We start from the raw sequence: 19,661 nt of genomic DNA, 5'->3' as shown, positions 1-19,661 counted from the left end.
TCAGGACGTGCCGTCCTGCTTGCCTTTCTGAGCCTGCTTCTTCGCGCGCTGCTTGCTCACCGGCTGCTGGCGCTTGGGGGCCTGCGCCTTCGCGCGCTCGGCCTCCTCGAACAGGCGCTGCTGCTCGGCCTCGTACTTGGCGAGGGGGATGACCTTGCCGCTCGGGTCGAGAGCCTTGCCCTTCTTCGCGAGCCGCTCCTCGCGCGCCTTGGCCGCCTCCGACCCGGGGGTCGGGAGGTTCCGGATGACGACGAACTGCTGGACCATGGTCCAGATGTTCGAGGTGAACCAGTACATGACGACGCCGAGCGGGAAGAACACACCCGAGAAGATGAACGCCAGCGGCAGGACGTACAGCATGATCCGCTGCATCTGGTAGGCCTGGCCGGTCTTGGCCTCGGGGGAGAGGTTCTTCGAGATGATCTGCAGCTGCGTGAAGAACTGCGACAGGATCATCAGGATCACGAGGATCACCAGGATCACGACGGTCGCCGTCTGACTCGTGTTGATCGCGTCGATCATGTTGACGTGCAGCGGTGCGACATCGAACAGCTCGGCGTTGTAGAACTCGCGCGTCAGGGTAGCGTTCAGCAGGCCGGTGCCACCCACACCCCACTCCGCGTGACGCTTCACCTCGCTGAGCGTGTAGAACATGCCGAGGAGGATCGGCATCTGCACCAGCAGTGGCAGACAGCTCGACAGCGGCGTCGTACCGTGCTTCTTGTACATCGCCATGGTCTCGCGACTCATGGCCTCGCGCGACAGCTGGTCGCGCTTGCCCTTGTACCGCTCCTGGATCTTGCGCATCTCGGGCGCGAGTTCCATCATCTTGCGCTGGCTCTTGATCTGCCGCACGAACAGCGGGATGAGCGCGGCACGCACGACGATGACGAGCCCGATGATGGACAAAACCCAGGTGAGGCCGGCATCCGGTGCCAGTCCGATCGACGTGAAGATCCAGTGCCAGAAGACGAGGATCGCCTCGACGACGAACTTGAACGGCCACAGGATGATGCTGAAGAAGTCAGGATCACCGGGTTCGGGTGTCGTCGGGTTCGGGAGCGGCGGGAGGGTCGCCGAGGCGAAGAGATCCATCACGGATCAATCCTTTCTGAGGGGCACGACGAAGCCGTGCGAAGTCAGGTCGTGCCGGAAGTGCGTGTGAGCGGGGACGTCGTCGATGCCGCCCGCGGCCCACGGGTGGCATCTCGCGAGACGGGCCGCCGCGAGCGCCGAGCCCTTGAGGACCCCGTGCTGCTGCACGGCGCCCAGCGCATAGGCCGAACACGAGGGATAGTACTTGCACACGTCGCCGTACAGCTGGGAGACGGTAGCCCGGTAGCCGTGCAGCAGCGCGATCACCGCGTTGCGGGGGAGCAGCGTGATCGTCGCCGGCAGGGTCGCGGCATCCATCACCGCCGTTCCGCGGGTGTACGAGGGAAGAGGCGCCGAGCTCATGCGGCCGCCTTCCGTTCGAGGCAGCGGATGACCTCGGTGCGCAGGGTCGCGAAATCGACGGATGCCGCAGCGGGCAACGCGCGGATGACCACATCGGCCCCGGGCCGGACCTCCGGCAGGGCCTCTGCGCAGATCGCCTTGAGCCGGCGACGCACCGTGTTGCGCACGACAGCGCCCCCCACCTGCTTGCTCACGATGAAGCCGAAGCGTGGGGGGCGCTGTTCAGACGTGCTGACCACGTGGGTCACGGTGTGTGCCGCCGGACAGCGGGAACCTCCGCGGACGACGGAACGGTAGTCCGCCCCGCGGGTGATGCGGTTCCCGCGCGCCAGCACCGCGTGGTGTCAGGCCGAGAGCTCGGTGCGCCCCTTGGAGCGGCGAGCCGAGAGGATGGCGCGGCCTGCGCGGGTGCGCATACGGGCGCGGAAGCCGTGCTTCTTGGCGCGGCGGCGGTTGTTGGGCTGGAACGTGCGCTTGCTCATGAAGATCACTCCGGATGGGCGGGGTCACCCGAACGCTCGAGACCGGGGACACAGGTACATGGGGGACTCGCGCCGAGAGGCACAAGTCAACCGACCTAGGATACGTCGAGATTCCTGAGATCCCAAACCGGGACGCCGACCGGCCATTATCCACCGACGCCCGAACGCTGCTGGCGACGACACGCGGGCCGGTTCTACAGTGGGTTTTGCCTTGCGGAGCGCCGATGACTAGCGTGATCCGGATACTTATCCACAGGTTGTGCACAGTACCGTGCACACCATTGTCCACACCCCGGGAGGGTCATGTCCGAGCACGAACTTCCAGATGTCCCCGTCTGGAGCGCCGTGCTCGACGTGCTGGCGAACGACGACCGCGTCACGCCGCAGCTGCACGGCTTCGTGAACCTCGCCGTCGCCCAGGGGGTGATGAGCGGGACGCTCTACCTCGACGTCCCGAACGACCTCACCGCCGGCCAGTTCAACAAGCGCCTGCGCGGACCCATCATGGAGGCCCTCGCGCAGGTCGACGCCGAGCCGTCGGCGAGCACCTTCCGCGTGGTCGTGAACCCCGAACTCGGCGACACCCACCTCACCGCGCCGGTCCCGGTCCAGTCGGCCCTCGCGCCGACCCCGTCGGCACCGACCCGGCCGAACGCCGAGGACTACAGCGAGCAGGCGGCACCGGCATCCCGCAACGACACCCGCCTCAACCCGAAGTACACCTTCGACAACTTCGTCATCGGCCAGTCCAACCGGTTCGCGCACGCGGCGGCGGTCGCCGTCGCCGAGGCGCCGGCCAAGGCGTACAACCCGCTGTTCATCTACGGGGACTCGGGGCTGGGGAAGACCCACCTCCTGCACGCGATCGGCGATTACGCGATCAACCTCTACACGGGCATCAAAGTCCGGTACGTCTCGAGTGAGGAGTTCACGAACGACTTCATCAACTCGATCGTGAACAACCGCGCGTCCGCGTTCCAGGCCCGGTACCGCGACGTCGACATCCTCCTCATCGACGACATCCAGTTCCTGCAGGGTCGCGCTGAGACGCAGGAGGCGTTCTTCCACACCTTCAATCAGCTGCACGACCACGACAAGCAGGTCGTGATCACGAGCGATGTGCCGCCGCGTCACCTCACCGGGTTCGAGGACCGGATGCGGAGCCGCTTCGAGTGGGGTCTCATCACGGACGTGCAGGCGCCCGACCTCGAGACGCGCATCGCGATCCTGCGTAAGAAGGCGCAGTCCGAGCGTCTGCAGGTGCCCGACGACGTGCTGGAGTACATCGCCACCAAGGTGTCGAGCAACATCCGCGAACTCGAGGGCGCCCTCATCCGGGTGTCCGCGTTCGCGAGCCTGAACCGCTCGAACCTCGACATCTCGCTCGCGCAGACGGTGCTCCGCGACATCGTCGACCAGGACGACGCGAACGTCATCTCGCCGACCGACATCATCTCGGCCACGGCCCAGTACTTCCGCCTCACGGTCGACGACCTGTACGGCTCGAGCCGTTCGCAGTCCGTCGCGACGGCTCGGCAGATCGCCATGTATCTGTGCCGCGAGCGCACGAGCCTGTCGCTGCCGAAGATCGGTCAACTGTTCGGCAACCGCGACCACACGACGGTGATGTACGCGTACAAGAAGATCAGCGAGCTCATGAAGGAGCGTCGCTCGATCTACAACCAGGTGTCCGAGATCACCTCGCAGCTCGGCCGTTCCTCGCGCTGACGGCCCCACACGCCCGGGTGTGCGGCCGCACTTGACACGTGCGCGGTCGGACCACCAAAATGCCGTTTCCCACAGTGTGGAAAGCCTGTGGATAACTGTGCGTCACGGGCCGTCGGATGTGAACGAACGGCGACAGCCTGTGGATGAACGGATGACACGCATCGATTCCGCGCCGTCGGACTCACGCGTCTTTCCGCAGCCCGTGCACAAGTTACACGGATGTGGTTCCGGCTCGGCGACAGGGATCCACCGACTTATCCACAGTTTCCACAGCTGTTAACAAGAAGACAGAGAACTATCTAATGGAAGCCCGATCCGATCACACCCACGGGGTGCGGGCCGGTCGCGGCGAGCTCGGCAGAGCGGCTTCCGGAGCGTCCTGTCGTGGGCACTAGCATGAGAGGGCCCATCTCGCCGTCAAGGGAGCATCAGTGAAGTTCCACGTCAACCGCGATGTATTCAGCGAAGCCGTGTCGTTCGTCGTGAAACTGCTCCCGCAGCGGAACCCGCAGCCGATCCTCGCCGGTGTCCTCATCGAAGCCGGCGACGACGGTCTGTCGCTCGCCGCGTTCGACTACGAGGCATCCGCCCGTACCCGCATCGAGGCGACGGTCGACGAGCCGGGCACGATCCTCGTCCACGGCCGACTGCTGTCCGAGATCGCGAGCCGTCTGCCGAACGCACCGATCCAGATCACGCAGGATGCCGACGGTGAGATCCTCCTGACGTGCGGTTCGGCGCGGTTCACCCTCGCGGCGATGCCCGTCGCCGAGTACCCCGCGATCCCCGAGGTCTCGGGCGACTCCGGCCTCGTCCCCGGCGACGACTTCTCGACCGCGATCGCGCAGGTCGCGTTCGCGGCCTCCCGCGATGACGTCACCCCGGTCCTGACGGGTGTGCAGCTCGAGGTGACCGGCAACGAGCTCAGCCTCGTCGCCACCGACCGCTACCGCGTCGCGCTGCGCGAGATCAACTTCGACAGCGGCGCCGTTGCCCGCGAAGAGGCGACGACCGCGCTTGTCCCCGCGCGCACGCTGACCGAGGTCGGGAAGACCTTCGCGCACTCCGGCGACATCCAGATCTCGTTCTCCGGATCGGGTGATCGCGAGATCATCGCGTTCACGGCGGGCAACAAGACCGTCACGTCGCTCCTGATCAAGGGCAACTTCCCCCCGGTGCGGCGACTCTTCCCCGCGCAGACCGAGCACTACGCCGTCGTCAACACGGCGGAGCTCGCCGAGGCCGTCCGCCGCGTCTCGCTCGTGCTCGACCGCTCCGCGCCGCTGCGTTTCACGTTCTCGGACGAGGGCGTGTCGATGGATGCCGCGGGCACCGAGCAGGCCCGCGCCACCGAGTCGGTCGACGCGACGCTCGCCGGCGACGAGGTGACCCTCGGACTCAACCCGCAGTACCTGCTCGAGGCGCTCGGCGCCGTGAAGAGCGAGTTCACGCGCATCACGTTCACCTCGAGCGAGAACGCCAACAAGCTGAGCCCGGTCCTCATCACGCCGCAGACCTCGGGGACGCCCGAGAGCTTCAAGTACCTGCTGCAGCCGAACCTCCTGCTGCGCTGACCCCCGGCGTCCGTCCACATCGAGGCGTGTCGGAGCCTCGAGGGAGGGTGATCTGGTGATCGTGGAGCACCTGAGTCTCGTCGACTTCCGCAACTACGCGGCGGCCGACGTGAGTCTGGCCGCCGGTCCGAACGTGTTCGTCGGCCGCAACGGCCAGGGCAAGACCAATCTCGCCGAGGCGATCGGCTATTTCGCGACTCTGGGTTCGCACCGGGTGTCGCAGGATGCGCCGATGGTCCGGTACGGGGCGGATGCCGCCTTCGTCCGCGCCCGGCTCGGGTACGGCGACCGCCGCATCCAACTCGAGGCGCAGCTGAACCGGTCCGGCTCGAACAAGGCGCGCGTCAACGGGTCGCCGGTGCGCACCTCGGAGCTCCCGCGCTACGCGCAGGTCGTGCTCTTCGCGCCCGAGGACCTGCAGATCGTGCGCGGCGACCCGTCCGCGCGACGCCGGTTCGCCGATCAGCTCCTCGTGCAGCGCGCGCCCCGCATGTCGGGCGTGCTCGGCGACTACGACCGCGTGCTCAAGCAGCGCACGGCGCTGCTGAAGTCGGCGCGGGCTCGGGGACTGAAGGCGGAGCAGCTCACGACGCTCGACGTCTGGGACGACAAACTCATCTCGCTCGGCACCGAGATCATCCTGGCCCGCCTGCGCCTGGCGGAGGATCTCGCGCAGCCGATGCGCGACGCGTACGAGGCCATCGCCGGCGCCGACCACGACCCGCAGCTCGAATGGGTGCTCACCGTCGAGGGGTCAGACCCGGAGGACGACGCCGCACCCGTCGCGAAGACCGGTTCCGCCGTCGGGGCCGACGCGGTCGCGGCATCCTTCCGCGCCGGACTGGCGGCGAAGCGATCCCAGGAACTCGAGCGCGGGGTGACCCTCGTCGGACCCCACCGCGACGACCTCCTCCTGCGCCTGCGCGGACTCCCCGTGAAGGGGTACGCCTCGCACGGCGAGTCCTGGTCGACGGCGCTGTCGCTGCGGTTGTCGTCGGCGCAGCTGCTGCGCGACCAGTTGCGCCTCGGCGACCCGATCGTCATCCTCGACGACGTCTTCGCCGAGCTCGACGCCGACCGTCGCGCCCGTCTGGCGGGCGTCGTCGCCGATTTCGAGCAGGTCATCGTCACGGCGGCGGTCGAGGGCGACGTCCCGGCGTCGCTCCGGGTCCGCACCGTCCGTGTCGAGGCGGGCACGATCGTGACGGATGCCGATGTCTGACGCCACCGGCATCCCCGAAACGGTCGCGACCTACCTCCGGCTGCGCGGACTCGAGCCGTCGGCCGCGAAGAAGCGCCGCCGGAAGCGGCGCAACGACGACGACGAGAATCAGCCGTTCACGCCGGGTCGCGATCCCAAGGGCGTCGGCGACCTGCTGGCCGACCTCACCCGGCAGTCGGGATGGGACGCGCAGCTCGCGAAGGAGGACCTCGTGCTCCAGTGGGCCGAGGTCGCCGGCGAGGAGACCGCGCGTCACGCGGATCCCGTGGCCCTGAGCGACGGCGTGCTCACCGTCCAGTGCGATTCGACGGCGTGGGCGAAGAACCTCCACCTCATGCGCGCGACGATCGTCACCGAGCTCATCCGGCGGTTCCCGGAGGCGGGCGTCGAGTCCGTGCGTTTCGTGGGGCCGGACGTCCCCTCCTGGAAATGGGGCCCCAGAGCCGTTCCAGGGCGGGGTCCACGCGATACCTACGGTTGACCGACGTCCCGGAGGCTTCGGAAAGGTTTCGTGCCGCCACAGCGGCGTTCAGCCGCGTGACGAGGGCGTGAGGCACTAGACTGGGATCAAGCCCAGAAGATGGATGTGGAGCGCGCGAAACCGATGACGTCAGATACCCCCGACAACACTCCCGAGGATCTCGACCCGCCCGCCGCACCCCGGATCCCCGCGGAGTACGGGGCCGACGAGATCCAGGTCCTCGAGGGCCTCGAGGCCGTCCGCAAGCGCCCCGGCATGTACATCGGTTCGACCGGTGAGCGCGGTCTGCACCACCTGGTCTACGAGATCGTCGACAACTCCGTCGACGAGGCCCTCGCCGGCTACTGCGACACGATCCACGTCACGATCCTGGCCGACGGCGGCCTGCGCGTCGTCGACAACGGCCGCGGCATCCCGGTCGACCCGCACTCCTCCGACCCCAGCAAGTCGACGGTCGAGGTCGTCCTGACCGTCCTCCACGCGGGCGGCAAGTTCGGTGGCGGCGGGTACGCGGTCTCGGGTGGTCTGCACGGTGTCGGATCGTCCGTCGTGAACGCGCTGTCGACGCGGTTCGAGGTCGAGATCGCTCGTCAGGGACACATCTGGCGTCAGACGTTCTCGGGTGGCGGCAAGCCCGAGGGCCCGCTCGCCAAGGGCGAGGAGAGCGACAAGACCGGCACGACCATCACGTTCTGGCCTGACGCGGCGATCTTCGAGACCACCGACTTCGACTACAACACCCTCCGCACCCGCTTCCAGCAGACGGCGTTCCTCAACAAGGGTCTGCGCATCACCCTGACCGACGAGCGCCCCGAGGCCCTCGACGTCGTGGATCTGCCCGAGGGCGGTTCCGAGACCACGCAGCGCCACGACGACTTCCTGTACGAGCGCGGCCTGGTCGACTACGTCGAGTACCTCAACAAGGTCCGCAAGGCCGAGGTCATCAACGAGGAGATCATCGAGATCGAGTCGGAGGACACGGTCCGTCACATCTCGCTCGAGCTCGCGATGCAGTGGACCTCGGGCTACACCGAGAACGTCTTCACCTTCGCGAACACGATCAACACGCACGAGGGCGGCACGCACGAAGAGGGTTTCCGTGCGGCGATGACGATGTACATCAACCGCTACGCCAAGGAGAAGGGCCTCCTCAAGGACAAGGACGAGAACCTCGCCGGCGAGGACATCCGTGAGGGCCTGACCGCCGTCATCTCGGTGAAGCTCTCCGAACCGCAGTTCGAGGGCCAGACGAAGACCAAGCTCGGCAACACCGAGGCGAAGGCCTTCGTGCAGAAGGTCGTCGGCGACCAGCTCATGGACTGGCTCGACCGCAACCCGCAGCAGGCGAAGCTCATCATCACGAAGGCCATCGAAGCGGCGACCGCGCGCATGGCGGCGCGCAAGGCGCGCGAGACGGCGCGTCGCAAGAGCGTCTTCGAGTCGGCATCCATGCCCGAGAAACTCAAGGACTGCACGAGCAAGGACCCGTCGATCAGCGAGATCTTCCTCGTCGAGGGCGACTCGGCCGGCGGCTCGGCCGTGTCCGGCCGCGACCCCGAGCGTCAGGCGATCCTGTCGCTGCGCGGCAAGATCCTCAACGTCGAGAAGGCGCGGCTCGACCGTGCCCTGGGCAACGCCGAGATCCAGGCGATGATCCAGGCGTTCGGCGCCGGCATCGGGCCGGACTTCGACATCGAGAAGGCACGGTACCACAAGGTCGTCCTGATGGCCGATGCCGACGTCGACGGTCAGCACATCACGACGCTCCTGCTCACCCTGCTGTTCCGCTACATGCGCGGGCTCGTCGAGGCGGGCTACGTCTACCTCGCGCAGCCGCCGCTGTACCGGCTGAAGTGGTCGAACGCGCCGCACGAGTACGTCTACAGCGACGCCGAGCGCGACGCGCTGCTGCGCGAAGGGGCCGCGGCGGGCCGCCGCATCCCGAAGGACAACGGCGTGCAGCGCTACAAGGGTCTCGGCGAGATGAACGCCAAGGAGCTGTGGGAGACGACGATGGACCCCGAGACGCGCACGCTGCGTCAGGTGACCATCGACGACGCGGCCGCGGCCGATGAGATCTTCTCCGTGCTGATGGGCGAGGACGTCGAGGCGCGGCGCGGGTTCATCCAGCGCAACGCCAAGGACGTGCGGTTCCTGGACATCTGAGTCCACCGCATCCGCCCCGGCACTCCGACGACGAACGAAGACTGAGAGAACATGGCTGACGAAGAGCGTCCCGACCCGAACGCCGGCTACCAGCACGGCAACATCGACCAGGTCGACCTCCAGGTCGAGATGCAGCGGAGCTACCTCGACTACGCGATGAGCGTGATCGTGGGTCGCGCGCTGCCGCGCGTCGAAGACGGCCTCAAGCCCGTGCACCGCCGCGTCATCTACGGCATGTACGACGGCGGGTACCGTCCCGACAAGAGCTACTCGAAGTGCGCCCGCGTCGTCGGCGAGGTCATGGGTCAGTACCACCCGCACGGTGACAGCGCGATCTACGACGCACTCGTCCGTCTCGTGCAGCCGTGGTCGCTGCGCTACCCGCTGGCCGATGGTCAGGGGAACTTCGGCTCCCCCGGCAACATGGGCGCCGCGGCCCCCCGGTACACCGAGACCAAGATGGCCCAGCTCGCCCTCGAGATGGTGCGCGACATCGACGAGGACACCGTCGACTTCGAGGACAACTACGACGGCCGCACCCGCGAGCCCGTCGTCCTGCCCTCGCGCTTCCCGAACCTCCTGGTCAACGGCTCGGTCGGTATCGCCGTCGGCATGGCCACCAACATCCCGCCGCACAACCTCCGCGAGGTGGCCGACGGTGTCATGTGGGCTCTGCAGAACCCGGATGCCTCCCGCGAGGAGCTCCTCGATGCGCTGATCGAGCGCATCCCGGGACCCGACTTCCCCACCGGCGCGCAGATCCTCGGCACGAAGGGCATCCGTGAGGCGTACCGCACGGGTCGCGGCTCGATCACGATGCGCGCCGTCGTGAACGTCGAGGAGATCCAGAACCGCACCTGCCTGGTCATCACCGAACTCCCGTACCAGGTCAACCCCGACAACGTCGCCGCCAAGATCACCTCGCTCGTGCGCGAGGGCAAGCTCAGCGGCATCGCCGACATCCGCGACGAGACGAGCGACCGCACCGGTCAGCGACTCGTCGTCGTCCTCAAGCGCGACGCCGTCGCGAAGGTCGTCCTCAACAACCTGTACAAGCACACGCAGCTGCAGGAGAACTTCGGCGCGAACATGCTCGCCATCGTCGACGGTGTGCCGCGCACGCTGCCGATCGACGGCTTCATCAGCTACTGGCTCGCGCACCAGTTCGAGGTCATCGTCCGCCGCACCCGCTACCGGCTGCGTGAGGCCGAGAAGCGCATGCACATCCTGCGCGGCTACCTCAAGGCGCTCGACGCGCTCGACGAGGTCATCGCCCTCATCCGCCGCTCCCCCACGGTCGACGAGGCGCGCGAAGGGCTGAAGTCGCTCCTCGACGTCGACGACGCGCAGGCCGACGCGATCCTGACGATGCAGCTGCGCCGCCTGGCCGCCCTCGAGCGCCAGAAGATCGTCGACGAGGCCACCGAGCTCGAGCTCAAGATCGCGGACCTGAACGACATCCTCGTCTCGCGCGACCGCCAGAGCGGGATCATCGCCGAGGAGCTCGGTGAGATCGTCGCGAAGTTCGGCGACGAGCGTCGCACGCACATCCTGCACGGCTACGACGGCGACATGTCGATGGAGGACCTGATCCCCGAAGAGGAGATCGTCGTCACCGTCACGCGCAACGGCTACGTCAAGCGCACACGCAGCGACAACTACCGCTCGCAGCACCGCGGCGGCAAGGGTGTGAAGGGTGCGCAGCTGCGCGCCGACGACGTGGTCGAGCACTTCTTCGTCTCGACGACGCACCACTGGCTCCTGTTCTTCACGACCAAGGGGCGCGTCTACCGCGCAAAGGGCTACGAGCTCCCCGAGGGCGGACGGGATGCGAAGGGGCAGCACGTCGCGAACCTGCTCGCCCTGCAGCCCGGCGAGGACGTCGCGCAGATCCTCGACATCCGCGACTACGCCGCGGCCGAGTACCTCGTCCTCGCGACGCGCGACGGCAAGATCAAGAAGACGGCGCTCACCGAGTACGACACGAACCGGCAGGGCGGCATCATCGCGATCCGCCTGCGCGGTCAGGACGAGGAGGACGGCGACGAACTCGTCAGCGCGATGCTCGTCGACTCGACCGACGACCTCCTGCTCGTCTCGCGCCTGGGCATGTCGCTGCGGTTCACGGCGAACGACGAATCGCTGCGTCCGATGGGCCGTTCGACCGAGGGTGTGAAGGGCATGTCCTTCCGCGACGGCGACAGCCTGCTCTCGGCATCCGTCGTGCGTGACGAGGGATTCGTCTTCGTCGTCACCCAGGGCGGGTACGCCAAGCGCACCTCGGTGGAGCAGTACCGCGTGCAGGGCCGCGGTGGTCTCGGCATCAAGGTCGCCAAGCTGCACGACGACCGCGGCGAGCTCGCGGGCGGTCTGATCGTCAGCGCGGACGACGAGGTCCTCGTGGTTCTTGCCAGCGGCAAGGTGGTACGCTCGGCCGTTGCTGAGGTGCCTGCGAAGGGTCGCGACACGATGGGTGTCGTCTTCGCTCGCCCCGATGACGACGACCGGATCCTCGCGATCGCCCGCAACGGCGAGCGGGGTCTGGCTGAGAGTGCGGGGGCCGAGGAGGCCGCCGCAGCTCCCGAGACCACCGAAGAGAGTGACGCATGAGCTCCGTAGCCGACAAGCTGGCCAAGAAGTCCTCGAGCCGGACGACCGCGAAGCAGGTCCGCCTCCGTCTCGTCTACGTCGACTTCTGGTCGGCCGTGAAGCTGTCCTTCCTGGCGGCCGTCGCCCTCGCGATCGTCACGGTCGTCTCGACGCTGCTCGTCTACCTTGTGATCAGCTCGACCGGTCTCGTGGGCCAGGTCGACGCCCTGCTGGGTGCGGTCAACGGCGAGAACACCTTCACGCTCGCCTCGATCCTCAACCTGCCCCAGGTGATGGCGTTCACCGCGGTCGTCGCGATCCTGAACCTCATCGTCGTGACCGTGCTGGGTGCGGTCCTCGCGGGGATCTACAACCTCATGGTCAAGGTCACCGGCGGTCTGCTCGTCGGCTTCACCTCGAACTGAATCGGATGCCGCGGCATCCGCTCACGCGACGGATGTCCCGAGCAGCAGACCCAGCGCCCAGGTGACGGCGAGGGCGAGCGCCCCGCCGACGACGAGACGCACGACGGCCCGCCGCTTGCCGGCGCCGCCGAGGGTCGCAGAGATGGTGCCGGTCAGACCCAGCGCGATGAGGACGGCGACGAACGTCGTCGGCACCCGCCATTCCGCCGGTGGCAGCAGGATCGCGAGGAACGGCAGCAGCGCGCCGAGCGTGAAGGCGATCGCCGACGACACCGCAGCCTGCCACGGGCTGGTGAGCTCGTCGGGGTCGATGCCGAGCTCGATGTCGAGGTGCGCGCGCAGGGCGTCGTGCGCGGTCAGCTCCTCGGCTACCTTCCGCGCGGTCTCCGCACTCAGCCCCTTCGCCTCGTAGAGTTCGGCGAGCTCGCCGAGTTCCTCGTCGGGCATCTCGGCGAGCTCCCGCGTCTCTCTCTCGATGAGCGCGCGCTCGGTGTCGCGTTGGCTGCTCACCGAGACGTACTCGCCGAGCGCCATCGAGATCGCCCCACCCACGAGAGCGGCGGACGATGCCGTGAGGATCGGTCCGAGGTCGCTCGTCGCACCGGCGACGCCGACCGCGACGGCGGCGACGCTGACGATGCCGTCGTTCGCGCCGAGGACACCGGCGCGCAGCCAGTTCAAGCGTTGGCCGAGGCCGGCGCCCTGCGGTTCGCGGTGGCCGGGCTCACGGGGAATGGTCGTGCTCATGAGGCCAGTGAATCAGAACGAACGGATGCCGCGGGCCGCCGCCGCCGCGGATTCGTCAAACGGCGCCCTCTTCGGGTAAAGTCTTGGAGGTTGCAGGTGTGAGCCGGCAACGACGGGGCTATAGCTCAGGCGGTTAGAGCGCTTCACTGATAATGAAGAGGTCCCAGGTTCAAGTCCTGGTAGCCCCACCGTCACCGCACCGGGGGCCTTAGCTCAGTTGGTAGAGCGCCTGCTTTGCAAGCAGGATGTCAGGAGTTCGAATCTCCTAGGCTCCACATTCCAGAAACGCCGGTTCCCCACGGGGTCCGGCGTCTCGCGCATCCCCGGTCGTCACATCCCGTCACGCCGCGACACGGATCGTCGTCTTCTTTGACACCCCTGCGGCCATGGCGGAGATTCGTTCGCACAGTCCTCGGAGCGAGGCGGAACGGAGCGGACGATGACGGAGACGACGGCGGGCCTCGAGCCCACGAAGTTCGCGTATTGGGTGCCCAACGTGTCGGGCGGACTGGTGGTGTCCTCGATCGAGCAGCGGACCTCGTTCGACCTGGACTACAACATCGAACTGGCCCGCACGGCCGAGCGCGTCGGCTTCGAGTACGCGCTCAGTCAGGTGCGGTACCTGTCGAGCTACGGCGCGGCGCAGCAGCACGAGTCGACGTCGACGAGCCTCGCCCTGCTCCTGGCGACCGAGAAGCTGAAGGTCATCGCGGCGGTGCACCCGGGCCTGTGGGAGCCTGCGGTCCTCGCGAAGTTCCTGCTCACGGCCGACAACTTCTCGAAGGGTCGCGCGGCCGTCAACGTCGTGTCGGGCTGGTTCAAGGACGAGTTCACCAAGCTCGGACTCCCCTGGCTCGACCACGACGAGCGCTACCGGCGGTCGGGCGAGTTCCTGCAGGTCTTGCGCAAACTGCTGACCGAGGAGAACGTCCGGTTCGCGGGCGACTTCTACCGGGTGAACGACTTCACGCTGCGGCCCGGACCCTACCCGGTGCCCGGGCGACCGCATCCGGAGATCTTCCAGGGCGGCAACTCGACGGCGGCGCGTTTCAACGGCGGCGCTTACGCGGACTGGTACTTCTCCAACGGCAAGGACTTCGACGGCTTCACCGAGCAGTACGACGAGGTCACCCGCATCGCGGCGGAGCACGGACGTCGCGTACGGTTCGGCCTGAACGGCTTCGCGATCGTGCGCGACACCGAGGCCGAGGCGCGCGAGCAGTTGCGCGAGATCATCGCCAAGGCCGACACCGAGGCCGTCGAGGGCTTCCGCACGTCCGTCCAGCAGGCGGGTCCCGCGACCGCCGACCGCAAGGGGATGTGGGCGGACTCGAACTTCGAGGACCTCGTCCAGTACAACGACGGGTTCCGCACGCAGCTCATCGGCACACCCGAGCAGGTCGCCCGACGCATCGTCGAGTACCGCCGGCGCGGGGTCGACCTCCTCCTCCTCGGCTTCCTGCACTTCCAGGAGGAGCTCGAGCAGTTCGGCGAGAAGGTCATCCCTCTGGTGCGCGAACTCGAGGCTCAGACGGGGGTTGCGCAGCGTCACCACGCCGACGTGTGAGGAATCTTGCGCTGATCTTGAGGTGATGTTGCGCTTCGCTTGCGCCGCACCCGACACCATGAATGGTGTCGCCGTTGGAGACGAGCACCCGAAGCTCGGACCCATCGTGAGCAGCAACTCCGCTGGGGGACGCGGAGTTTCTGGGGGCTCTGCGCGACAGGGCCTGGGGTGCGTGGTTGGGGAGCTCGCACCCCAGGCAGTCCCCCCGCGTCGGGGCGGCGCGTAGGGTGAACGCGTGGACATCCGCGTCGCCGCGTACGCCGTCATCACCGACGGGGACCGCATCCTGCTCACTCACTGGAACAGCCCCACGAGACCCGCGTGGACCATGCCCGGCGGGGGCATCGATCCCGGTGAGGATCCGAAGGATGCCGCGGTGCGCGAGGTCTTCGAGGAGACGGGGTTCCACGTGGAACTCGACGGCATCCTCGGCACCGACTCGCAGGTGATCGCCGCCAAGGACCGGCTGCACGGCGAAGGGCCCATCCAGGCGCTCCGCATCCTCTACCGCGCGCACATCGTCGGCGGCGACCTCCGCAATGAGGAGGACGGATCGACCGACGAGGCGGCGTGGTTCCCGCTCGCCGACGTTCCGGCGCTGACCCGGGTCGGTCTCGTGGACACCGCCCTGCGGATGGCGGGGCTGCTGCCTCAGGCCTGACGCTCGCCCATCGCCTGCGAGATGTCGGCGACCGTCGCGCCGTAAGCACGGATGAGGTCGTCGGCGTCGACGAAGAGGCTGAAGCCGTGGGCGCCGGCTCCCATCGCGATCCGTCGACCCGTGATGGTCTCGTCCGCGTAGACGGGCCAGTCCGTCGTGCTGCCGATCGGTGTGATCGTGCCGCGCTCGAACCCCGTCGCCGCGAGCGCGAGCTCCGGTTCGGGCAGCCGCAGTTTGTTCACACCGACCACGGCCCGCAGCTTCGGCCACGAGATGGCGCGATGGCCCGGGATGAGAGCGAACAGGTAGGTGTCGTCGCTGCGCTTGACGACGAGGGTCTTCACGATGTCGGATGCCGCGAGACCCAGCAGCCGTGCGGCTTCCTCGAGACTCCCCGCGGCCGGCCGGGCGACGAACTCCACCGACAAAGACCGGGAGCGCGCCGCTTCAGCGACGCGCTCCGACGGTACGGGCGTGGATTCAGGCATCCGGTGCACGCAGCGGGTCGTCCGCCACCCACAGCTCGTCGTCGGCACGCAGCGTCTGCCACGCGGCGTAGAGCACACCGGCGGCCGCGGCGATGCCGAGGATGAGGGCGAGGACGCCGCCGGCGCTCGGGCCGCTCTTCTTCTCGGGGACGCTGAGCTTCTTCGTCGCCTTCTTGCCGGCCTTCTTCGCCTTTTTGCGGAAGTCGTCGGCGTCGAAGCCGCCGAGCCCCTTGCCCTTCGCCAGACGGAGACGCGTGTCGTTGGCGACGTCCCACACGGACAGGGCGGTACCGACGACGGCTCCCGCGGCGGGGACGATGGCGCCGTTGAGCACCTTGCGTCCGGTCTCGACACCGCGGTCGACGTAGGGAGCGGCGTACCGCTCGTAGGAGTGCTTGGCGGCGGGCACCACGTGGTCGTGGTTGTACTTGCCGAGCTGGCGACCCGCCTCGCGGGCGACCTCACCGGCCTGGCCGACCAGCACCTGCTGGGACTCCCAGAGGTTCGCAGCCTGCTTCTGCAGCTTGCGGAGTTCCTTTTTGGTCTTGCGGTTGAGGCTCACGGGGCCCTCCCTTTTCGGGGTTCATCCGGGGACGTAGTGGGTCCATACTGCCAGACGCATTCAGGCTGTGAGGGGGGTTGCAAGTGAGAGGATGATGGGTATGCCGATTCACTCCGCTGTCGCAACCCTGCACACCACCCACGGCGACATCGTCGTCAACCTGTTCGGCGACCAGGCGCCGCGCACCGTCAAGAACTTCATCGGCCTCGCCGACGGATCCCAGGCGTGGACGCACCCCGCCACCGGCAAGCCGGGCGAGGGTCCCCTCTACACCGACGTCATCTTCCACCGCATCATCCCGGGCTTCATGATCCAGGGCGGCGACCCGCTCGGTCAGGGCGTCGGCGGACCGGGCTACAACTTCGACGACGAGATCAGCCCCGAGCTGACCTTCAACAAGCCCTACCTCCTCGCCATGGCGAACGCGGGCCTGCGCCGCAACGCCATCACGGGCAAGGCCGAGGGCACCAACGGGTCGCAGTTCTTCATCACGACCGACCCGACCCCGTGGCTCAACGGCAAGCACACGATCTTCGGCGAGGTCGCCGATGACGCCTCCCGCAAGGTGGTCGACGCCATCAGCGCCGTCCCGACCGGTGCGCAGGACCGTCCGCTCGAGCCCGTCGTCATCTCCTCGATCGACATCGCCGAGGCCTGATCCCTTCGTGACCTCGGCCGACCCCCGGACCAATCCGGACAACTTCTGCTACCGGCATCCCGACCGCCAGAGCTTCGTGCTCTGCCAGCGGTGCCTCCGCACCATTTGCCCCGAGTGCCAGACGCCACTGCCCGTGGGCGTCATCTGCCCGGAGTGCCTCGCGGAACAGCAGAAGGGTGCGCGGTCGGCCGAGGTGAGGCGGATTCCGGGGCGGTTCGCCCGCAAGCTGCGCAGCGACCGCCCCGTCGTCACCTACGCGATCATGATCGTCACGATCGCGATGTACCTCGTGCAGCTCATCCCCGTCGTCGGCGGCGCGGTCACGGGCGCGCTCGCTTTCGCTCCGCCGTACGTCGTCCCGGGCAGCGGGGCGCCCTTCGAGCCGTGGCGGATGCTGACGGTCGCCCTCGTTCACTCGACGCCGCTGCCGTTCCACGTCGCTCTGAACATGCTGGCGCTGTGGGCTTTGGGCCGCAGCCTCGAACCCCTTCTCGGCAAGGCGCGGTTCCTGGCCCTCTACGCGCTGAGTGCGATCGGCGGATCGGTCCTCGTCGCGCTCATCGCGCCCGGTTCCGCCGTCGTCGGTGCGTCCGGCGCGGTCTGGGGTCTGCTCACGGCCATGCTCATCATCGGGCGCCACGTCGGCGCGAACATCCTCCCGATCGCGATCCTGCTCGGGATCAACCTGGTGTTCTCGTTCGTGGGTGCGGGAGTGTCCTGGCAGTCGCACATCGGTGGCGGTCTCGTGGGTCTGCTGGTCGGCTTCGTCTTCGCGCGGACACGCGCGCAGAACCGTCAAAGCCTGCAGGCGCTGCTGCTCGTCGCCGTCGGGCTCGGCCTCGTCGCCGTCGCCGTGACCGTGCCGGGTCTGCTCTACCTCTGAGTTATCCACAGGTTCATCCACAGATGGGGATGAATCACACCGGTGTAATTCCCGTCGAGGACGAGGGATGCCGCGGGCTCAGCGCCAGCGCGTCGTCATCAGGAATCCGATGAACGCGATGCCGAAGCCGATCGCGAGGTTCCACGGCCCGATGTCGGGGATCGGGAAGGCCTGGCCGCTCAGGTAGAAGACGATGATCCAGATCAGACCGATGAGCATCAGCCCGAGCATGATCGGCTCGAACCAGACGGGGTTGGGGGCGGCGTCGCCCTCGGTCTGGACGAGTCGGTCGTCGTCCTTGTCTCCACGTGCCATGGGGGGAAGTCTACCTGCCAGCCCGGATCCAGCCTTCGCTGGCTAAACTCCGATCGTGACCGACTCCTCGCCCACGGAGCACCCCACCCGACGTTCCCGTCGTCCGCGCCCTCGACGTCGCGCGACGGTCGCGAGCGTGTTCGGCGAGATCCTGCTCACGGTCGGTGTGCTGACCCTGCTCTACGTGTCCTGGCACACCTGGATCGGCGACGCGATCGTGCAGAGCGAGCAGCAGGCTGCCGCGCAGGCGCTCGCGGAGGAGTGGGCGAACGAAGCGCGCGCAACCCCGGGCCCGTCCGAGACCCCCGCGCCCGATGCGACCGCGGAGCCGGAGGGCCCCGCGGCGATCCCCGTCCTCGGCGAGCAGTCGCACGGCGACGTGTTCGGGATCATGAGGGTGCCGCGCTTCGGCTCGAACTGGCAGTTCAAGATCGCCTCCGGGATCACCCGCCCCGACATCCTCGACCGCGGCGAGATCGGCCATTACCCCGACACCGCGATGCCCGGCGCGGTCGGGAACACCGCGTACGCCGCGCATCGCTGGACCTCCGGGGCCCCTTTCGACCCCATCGACCGCTTGGTCATCGGCGACGCGATCGTCATCCAGACGAAGGCGGGCTGGTACACCTACCGGTTCCGCTCGCTCGAGTACGTGCAGGAGACGCAGGTGCAGGTGCTGCTCCCCGTCCCCAATCAGCCGGACGTCGAGGCCAACGGCCGATACCTGACGCTCACCAGCTGCGCGCCGAAACTGAACTCCCTGGAGCGCATCATCGCCTACGCCGTGTTCGACGAGTTCACCCCGACCGCCGACGGCCCGCCGGCGTCGCTGACCGGCGGGGTGGGCGCCTGATGTACGCGGCGCTCTGGCGTGTGCTGCCCGGTCCGTGGTGGGTGCGGGTGCTGATCCTGATCGTGCTGGCCGCGATCATCCTGTACCTGCTCTTCTACTACGCGTTTCCATGGGTCTTCCACACGCTGTGGCCGAGCGAGGAGTCCACCGTCGGCGGCGGCGGGTGACCATCGGCATCCGTGTCCTCGTCGTCGACAACCACGACAGTTTCGTCCACACCCTGATCGGGTACCTCGTCGAGTTGGGCGCCGACGTCGAGATGGTCGAATCGGATGCCGCGGATGCGCTCTCGCGCGTGGACGCGGCCGACGGCGTCGTGATCTCTCCCGGCCCCGGCACGCCCGAGGATGCGGGTGCGTCGATTCAGGTCGTCCGGCGGTGCGCCGCCACCGCCACCCCCCTGCTCGGCGTGTGCCTCGGGCATCAGGCGATCGCGGTCGCGTTCGGCGGGGTCGTCTCGCACGCTGCCGACCTCATGCACGGGCGCACCTCGCCCGTGCACCACGACGGCACCGGGGTGTTCGCGGGACTGCCGTCGCCGTTCACGGCCACGCGCTACCACTCGCTCGCCGTCGAGCGCGACCGCGTTCCGGCCGACCTGCGCGTCACGGCGTGGACGGAGTCCGGCACGGTCATGGGGCTCGCGCACCGTTCGCTGCCGCTGGTCGGGGTGCAGTTCCACCCCGAGAGCGTGCTCACCGAGGGCGGTTACCTGCTGCTGGGCACGTGGCTGGAGGGCATCGGAGTGGTGGATGCCGCAGCGCGCGGCGCCCGGCTGTCACCCCATCGCACCGTGGCGTGA

22 protein-coding genes and 2 tRNA genes are annotated in these 19,661 nt (G+C 67.9%); 16 read left to right on the top strand and 8 right to left on the bottom strand.

The annotated features are described in order from the left end of the window. From yidC to rpmH, 4 genes are read right to left on the bottom strand one after another with little or no spacing between them, the layout of a single operon-like run. Positions 1-1,095, bottom strand: a complete 1,095-nt coding sequence (gene yidC, locus ACPEH0_RS13690; protein ID WP_366214458.1) for a membrane protein insertase YidC — start codon at positions 1,093-1,095, stop codon at positions 1-3. 6 nt (positions 1,096-1,101) lie between these two features. Next, complete coding sequence (gene yidD, locus ACPEH0_RS13685) at positions 1,102-1,458, bottom strand: membrane protein insertion efficiency factor YidD (protein ID WP_082886155.1); 357 nt, start codon at positions 1,456-1,458, stop codon at positions 1,102-1,104. Further along, entirely contained in the window at positions 1,455-1,793 is a 339-nt protein-coding gene (gene rnpA / locus ACPEH0_RS13680; RefSeq protein ID WP_217528887.1) for a ribonuclease P protein component, read from the bottom strand. The genes yidD and rnpA overlap by 4 nt, the downstream gene beginning before the upstream one ends. A 9-nt stretch (positions 1,794-1,802) precedes the next feature. Then, positions 1,803-1,940 carry a 50S ribosomal protein L34 gene (gene rpmH, locus ACPEH0_RS13675; protein WP_064002918.1) on the bottom strand — a complete coding sequence of 46 codons (138 nt, stop codon included), beginning with the start codon at positions 1,938-1,940 and terminating at the stop codon, positions 1,803-1,805. Positions 1,941-2,243: 303 nt separating this feature from the next. Between rpmH and dnaA the strand changes: the two genes are divergently transcribed. The 7 genes from dnaA (at position 2,244) to ACPEH0_RS13640 (ending at position 12,125) form a co-directional block, all read left to right on the top strand. Then, positions 2,244-3,668: a chromosomal replication initiator protein DnaA gene (dnaA, locus tag ACPEH0_RS13670; protein ID WP_217528890.1), complete on the top strand. Its 1,425-nt coding sequence runs from the start codon at positions 2,244-2,246 to the stop codon at positions 3,666-3,668. Between the two features lie 431 nt (positions 3,669-4,099). Further along, positions 4,100-5,242 carry a DNA polymerase III subunit beta gene (gene dnaN, locus ACPEH0_RS13665; RefSeq protein WP_217528892.1) on the top strand — a complete coding sequence of 381 codons (1,143 nt, stop codon included), beginning with the start codon at positions 4,100-4,102 and terminating at the stop codon, positions 5,240-5,242. A 55-nt stretch (positions 5,243-5,297) separates the two neighbouring features. Next, positions 5,298-6,464 carry a DNA replication/repair protein RecF gene (recF, locus tag ACPEH0_RS13660; protein ID WP_217528894.1) on the top strand — a complete coding sequence of 389 codons (1,167 nt, stop codon included), beginning with the start codon at positions 5,298-5,300 and terminating at the stop codon, positions 6,462-6,464. Further along, on the top strand, positions 6,451-6,945 hold the full coding sequence (locus ACPEH0_RS13655; protein WP_217528896.1) for a DUF721 domain-containing protein: 495 nt from the start codon (positions 6,451-6,453) through the stop codon (positions 6,943-6,945). The genes recF and ACPEH0_RS13655 overlap by 14 nt, the downstream gene beginning before the upstream one ends. Positions 6,946-7,068: 123 nt before the next feature. After that, a complete protein-coding gene (gyrB, locus tag ACPEH0_RS13650; protein ID WP_064002919.1) occupies positions 7,069-9,111 on the top strand; it encodes a DNA topoisomerase (ATP-hydrolyzing) subunit B in 2,043 nt (680 codons plus the stop codon). Between the two features lie 51 nt (positions 9,112-9,162). Beyond that, on the top strand, positions 9,163-11,721 hold the full coding sequence (gyrA, locus tag ACPEH0_RS13645; RefSeq protein WP_217528898.1) for a DNA gyrase subunit A: 2,559 nt from the start codon (positions 9,163-9,165) through the stop codon (positions 11,719-11,721). Then, the gene (locus ACPEH0_RS13640) at positions 11,718-12,125 is read left to right on the top strand and encodes a DUF3566 domain-containing protein (protein ID WP_217528907.1); all 408 of its coding nucleotides are present in this window, start codon (positions 11,718-11,720) and stop codon (positions 12,123-12,125) included. Before gyrA ends, ACPEH0_RS13640 begins: the two co-directional genes overlap by 4 nt. Before the next feature lie 21 nt (positions 12,126-12,146). Here the strand turns inward: ACPEH0_RS13640 and ACPEH0_RS13635 are convergent, their stop codons facing one another. Beyond that, positions 12,147-12,872: a VIT1/CCC1 transporter family protein gene (locus tag ACPEH0_RS13635; RefSeq protein WP_366214421.1), complete on the bottom strand. Its 726-nt coding sequence runs from the start codon at positions 12,870-12,872 to the stop codon at positions 12,147-12,149. 114 nt (positions 12,873-12,986) lie between these two features. On the opposite strand from ACPEH0_RS13635, the gene ACPEH0_RS13630 reads away from it, so the two are divergent. The 4 genes from ACPEH0_RS13630 to ACPEH0_RS13615 all read left to right on the top strand — a co-directional run bounded on the left by ACPEH0_RS13630 (position 12,987) and on the right by ACPEH0_RS13615 (position 15,100). Continuing rightward, positions 12,987-13,060 (top strand) — tRNA-Ile (locus tag ACPEH0_RS13630). A 14-nt stretch (positions 13,061-13,074) separates the two neighbouring features. After that, a tRNA-Ala gene (locus tag ACPEH0_RS13625) sits at positions 13,075-13,147 on the top strand. 164 nt (positions 13,148-13,311) lie between these two features. Next, positions 13,312-14,439: a dimethylsulfone monooxygenase SfnG gene (gene sfnG / locus ACPEH0_RS13620; RefSeq protein WP_366214422.1), complete on the top strand. Its 1,128-nt coding sequence runs from the start codon at positions 13,312-13,314 to the stop codon at positions 14,437-14,439. A 235-nt stretch (positions 14,440-14,674) separates the two neighbouring features. Next, positions 14,675-15,100: an NUDIX hydrolase gene (locus ACPEH0_RS13615; RefSeq protein WP_366214423.1), complete on the top strand. Its 426-nt coding sequence runs from the start codon at positions 14,675-14,677 to the stop codon at positions 15,098-15,100. Here the strand turns inward: ACPEH0_RS13615 and ACPEH0_RS13610 are convergent. Then, positions 15,091-15,588: an aminoacyl-tRNA deacylase gene (locus ACPEH0_RS13610; RefSeq protein ID WP_253035459.1), complete on the bottom strand. Its 498-nt coding sequence runs from the start codon at positions 15,586-15,588 to the stop codon at positions 15,091-15,093. The genes ACPEH0_RS13615 and ACPEH0_RS13610 overlap by 10 nt on opposite strands. Further along, positions 15,581-16,150 (bottom strand): DNA helicase, encoded by a 570-nt coding sequence (locus ACPEH0_RS13605; RefSeq protein WP_217528917.1) that lies wholly within the window; start codon positions 16,148-16,150, stop codon positions 15,581-15,583. Before ACPEH0_RS13605 ends, ACPEH0_RS13610 begins: the two co-directional genes overlap by 8 nt. 100 nt (positions 16,151-16,250) lie before the next feature. Between ACPEH0_RS13605 and ACPEH0_RS13600 the strand changes: the two genes are divergently transcribed. Both ACPEH0_RS13600 and ACPEH0_RS13595 read left to right on the top strand, forming a co-directional pair. Continuing rightward, positions 16,251-16,808 carry a peptidylprolyl isomerase gene (locus tag ACPEH0_RS13600; RefSeq protein ID WP_217528919.1) on the top strand — a complete coding sequence of 186 codons (558 nt, stop codon included), beginning with the start codon at positions 16,251-16,253 and terminating at the stop codon, positions 16,806-16,808. A 7-nt stretch (positions 16,809-16,815) separates the two neighbouring features. Further along, entirely contained in the window at positions 16,816-17,691 is an 876-nt protein-coding gene (locus tag ACPEH0_RS13595) for a rhomboid family intramembrane serine protease (RefSeq protein ID WP_366214424.1), read from the top strand. A 78-nt stretch (positions 17,692-17,769) separates the two neighbouring features. Here ACPEH0_RS13595 and ACPEH0_RS13590 read toward each other — a convergent pair whose 3' ends face one another. After that, positions 17,770-18,006, bottom strand: a complete 237-nt coding sequence (locus ACPEH0_RS13590; RefSeq protein WP_217528921.1) for a cell division protein CrgA — start codon at positions 18,004-18,006, stop codon at positions 17,770-17,772. 55 nt (positions 18,007-18,061) lie between these two features. Here ACPEH0_RS13590 and ACPEH0_RS13585 point away from each other — a divergent pair, with 55 nt between their 5' ends. Genes ACPEH0_RS13585 through ACPEH0_RS13575 form a run of 3 tightly spaced genes read left to right on the top strand, consistent with a single transcriptional unit; the run spans position 18,062 to position 19,661 of the window. Then, positions 18,062-18,859: a class E sortase gene (locus ACPEH0_RS13585; RefSeq protein WP_366214425.1), complete on the top strand. Its 798-nt coding sequence runs from the start codon at positions 18,062-18,064 to the stop codon at positions 18,857-18,859. Next, positions 18,859-19,026: a hypothetical protein gene (locus tag ACPEH0_RS13580; RefSeq protein ID WP_251577382.1), complete on the top strand. Its 168-nt coding sequence runs from the start codon at positions 18,859-18,861 to the stop codon at positions 19,024-19,026. Before ACPEH0_RS13585 ends, ACPEH0_RS13580 begins: the two co-directional genes overlap by 1 nt. Then, positions 19,023-19,661 (top strand): anthranilate synthase component II, encoded by a 639-nt coding sequence (locus tag ACPEH0_RS13575; RefSeq protein WP_366214426.1) that lies wholly within the window; start codon positions 19,023-19,025, stop codon positions 19,659-19,661. Before ACPEH0_RS13580 ends, ACPEH0_RS13575 begins: the two co-directional genes overlap by 4 nt.

Source organism: Microbacterium sp. NPDC079356 (assembly GCF_049545465.1).
Taxonomy (GTDB): Bacteria; Actinomycetota; Actinomycetes; order Actinomycetales; family Microbacteriaceae; genus Microbacterium; species Microbacterium gawkjiense.
The sequence above is the reverse complement of the archived record's forward strand: the minus strand, read 5'-3'. Positions and strand labels throughout refer to the sequence as shown.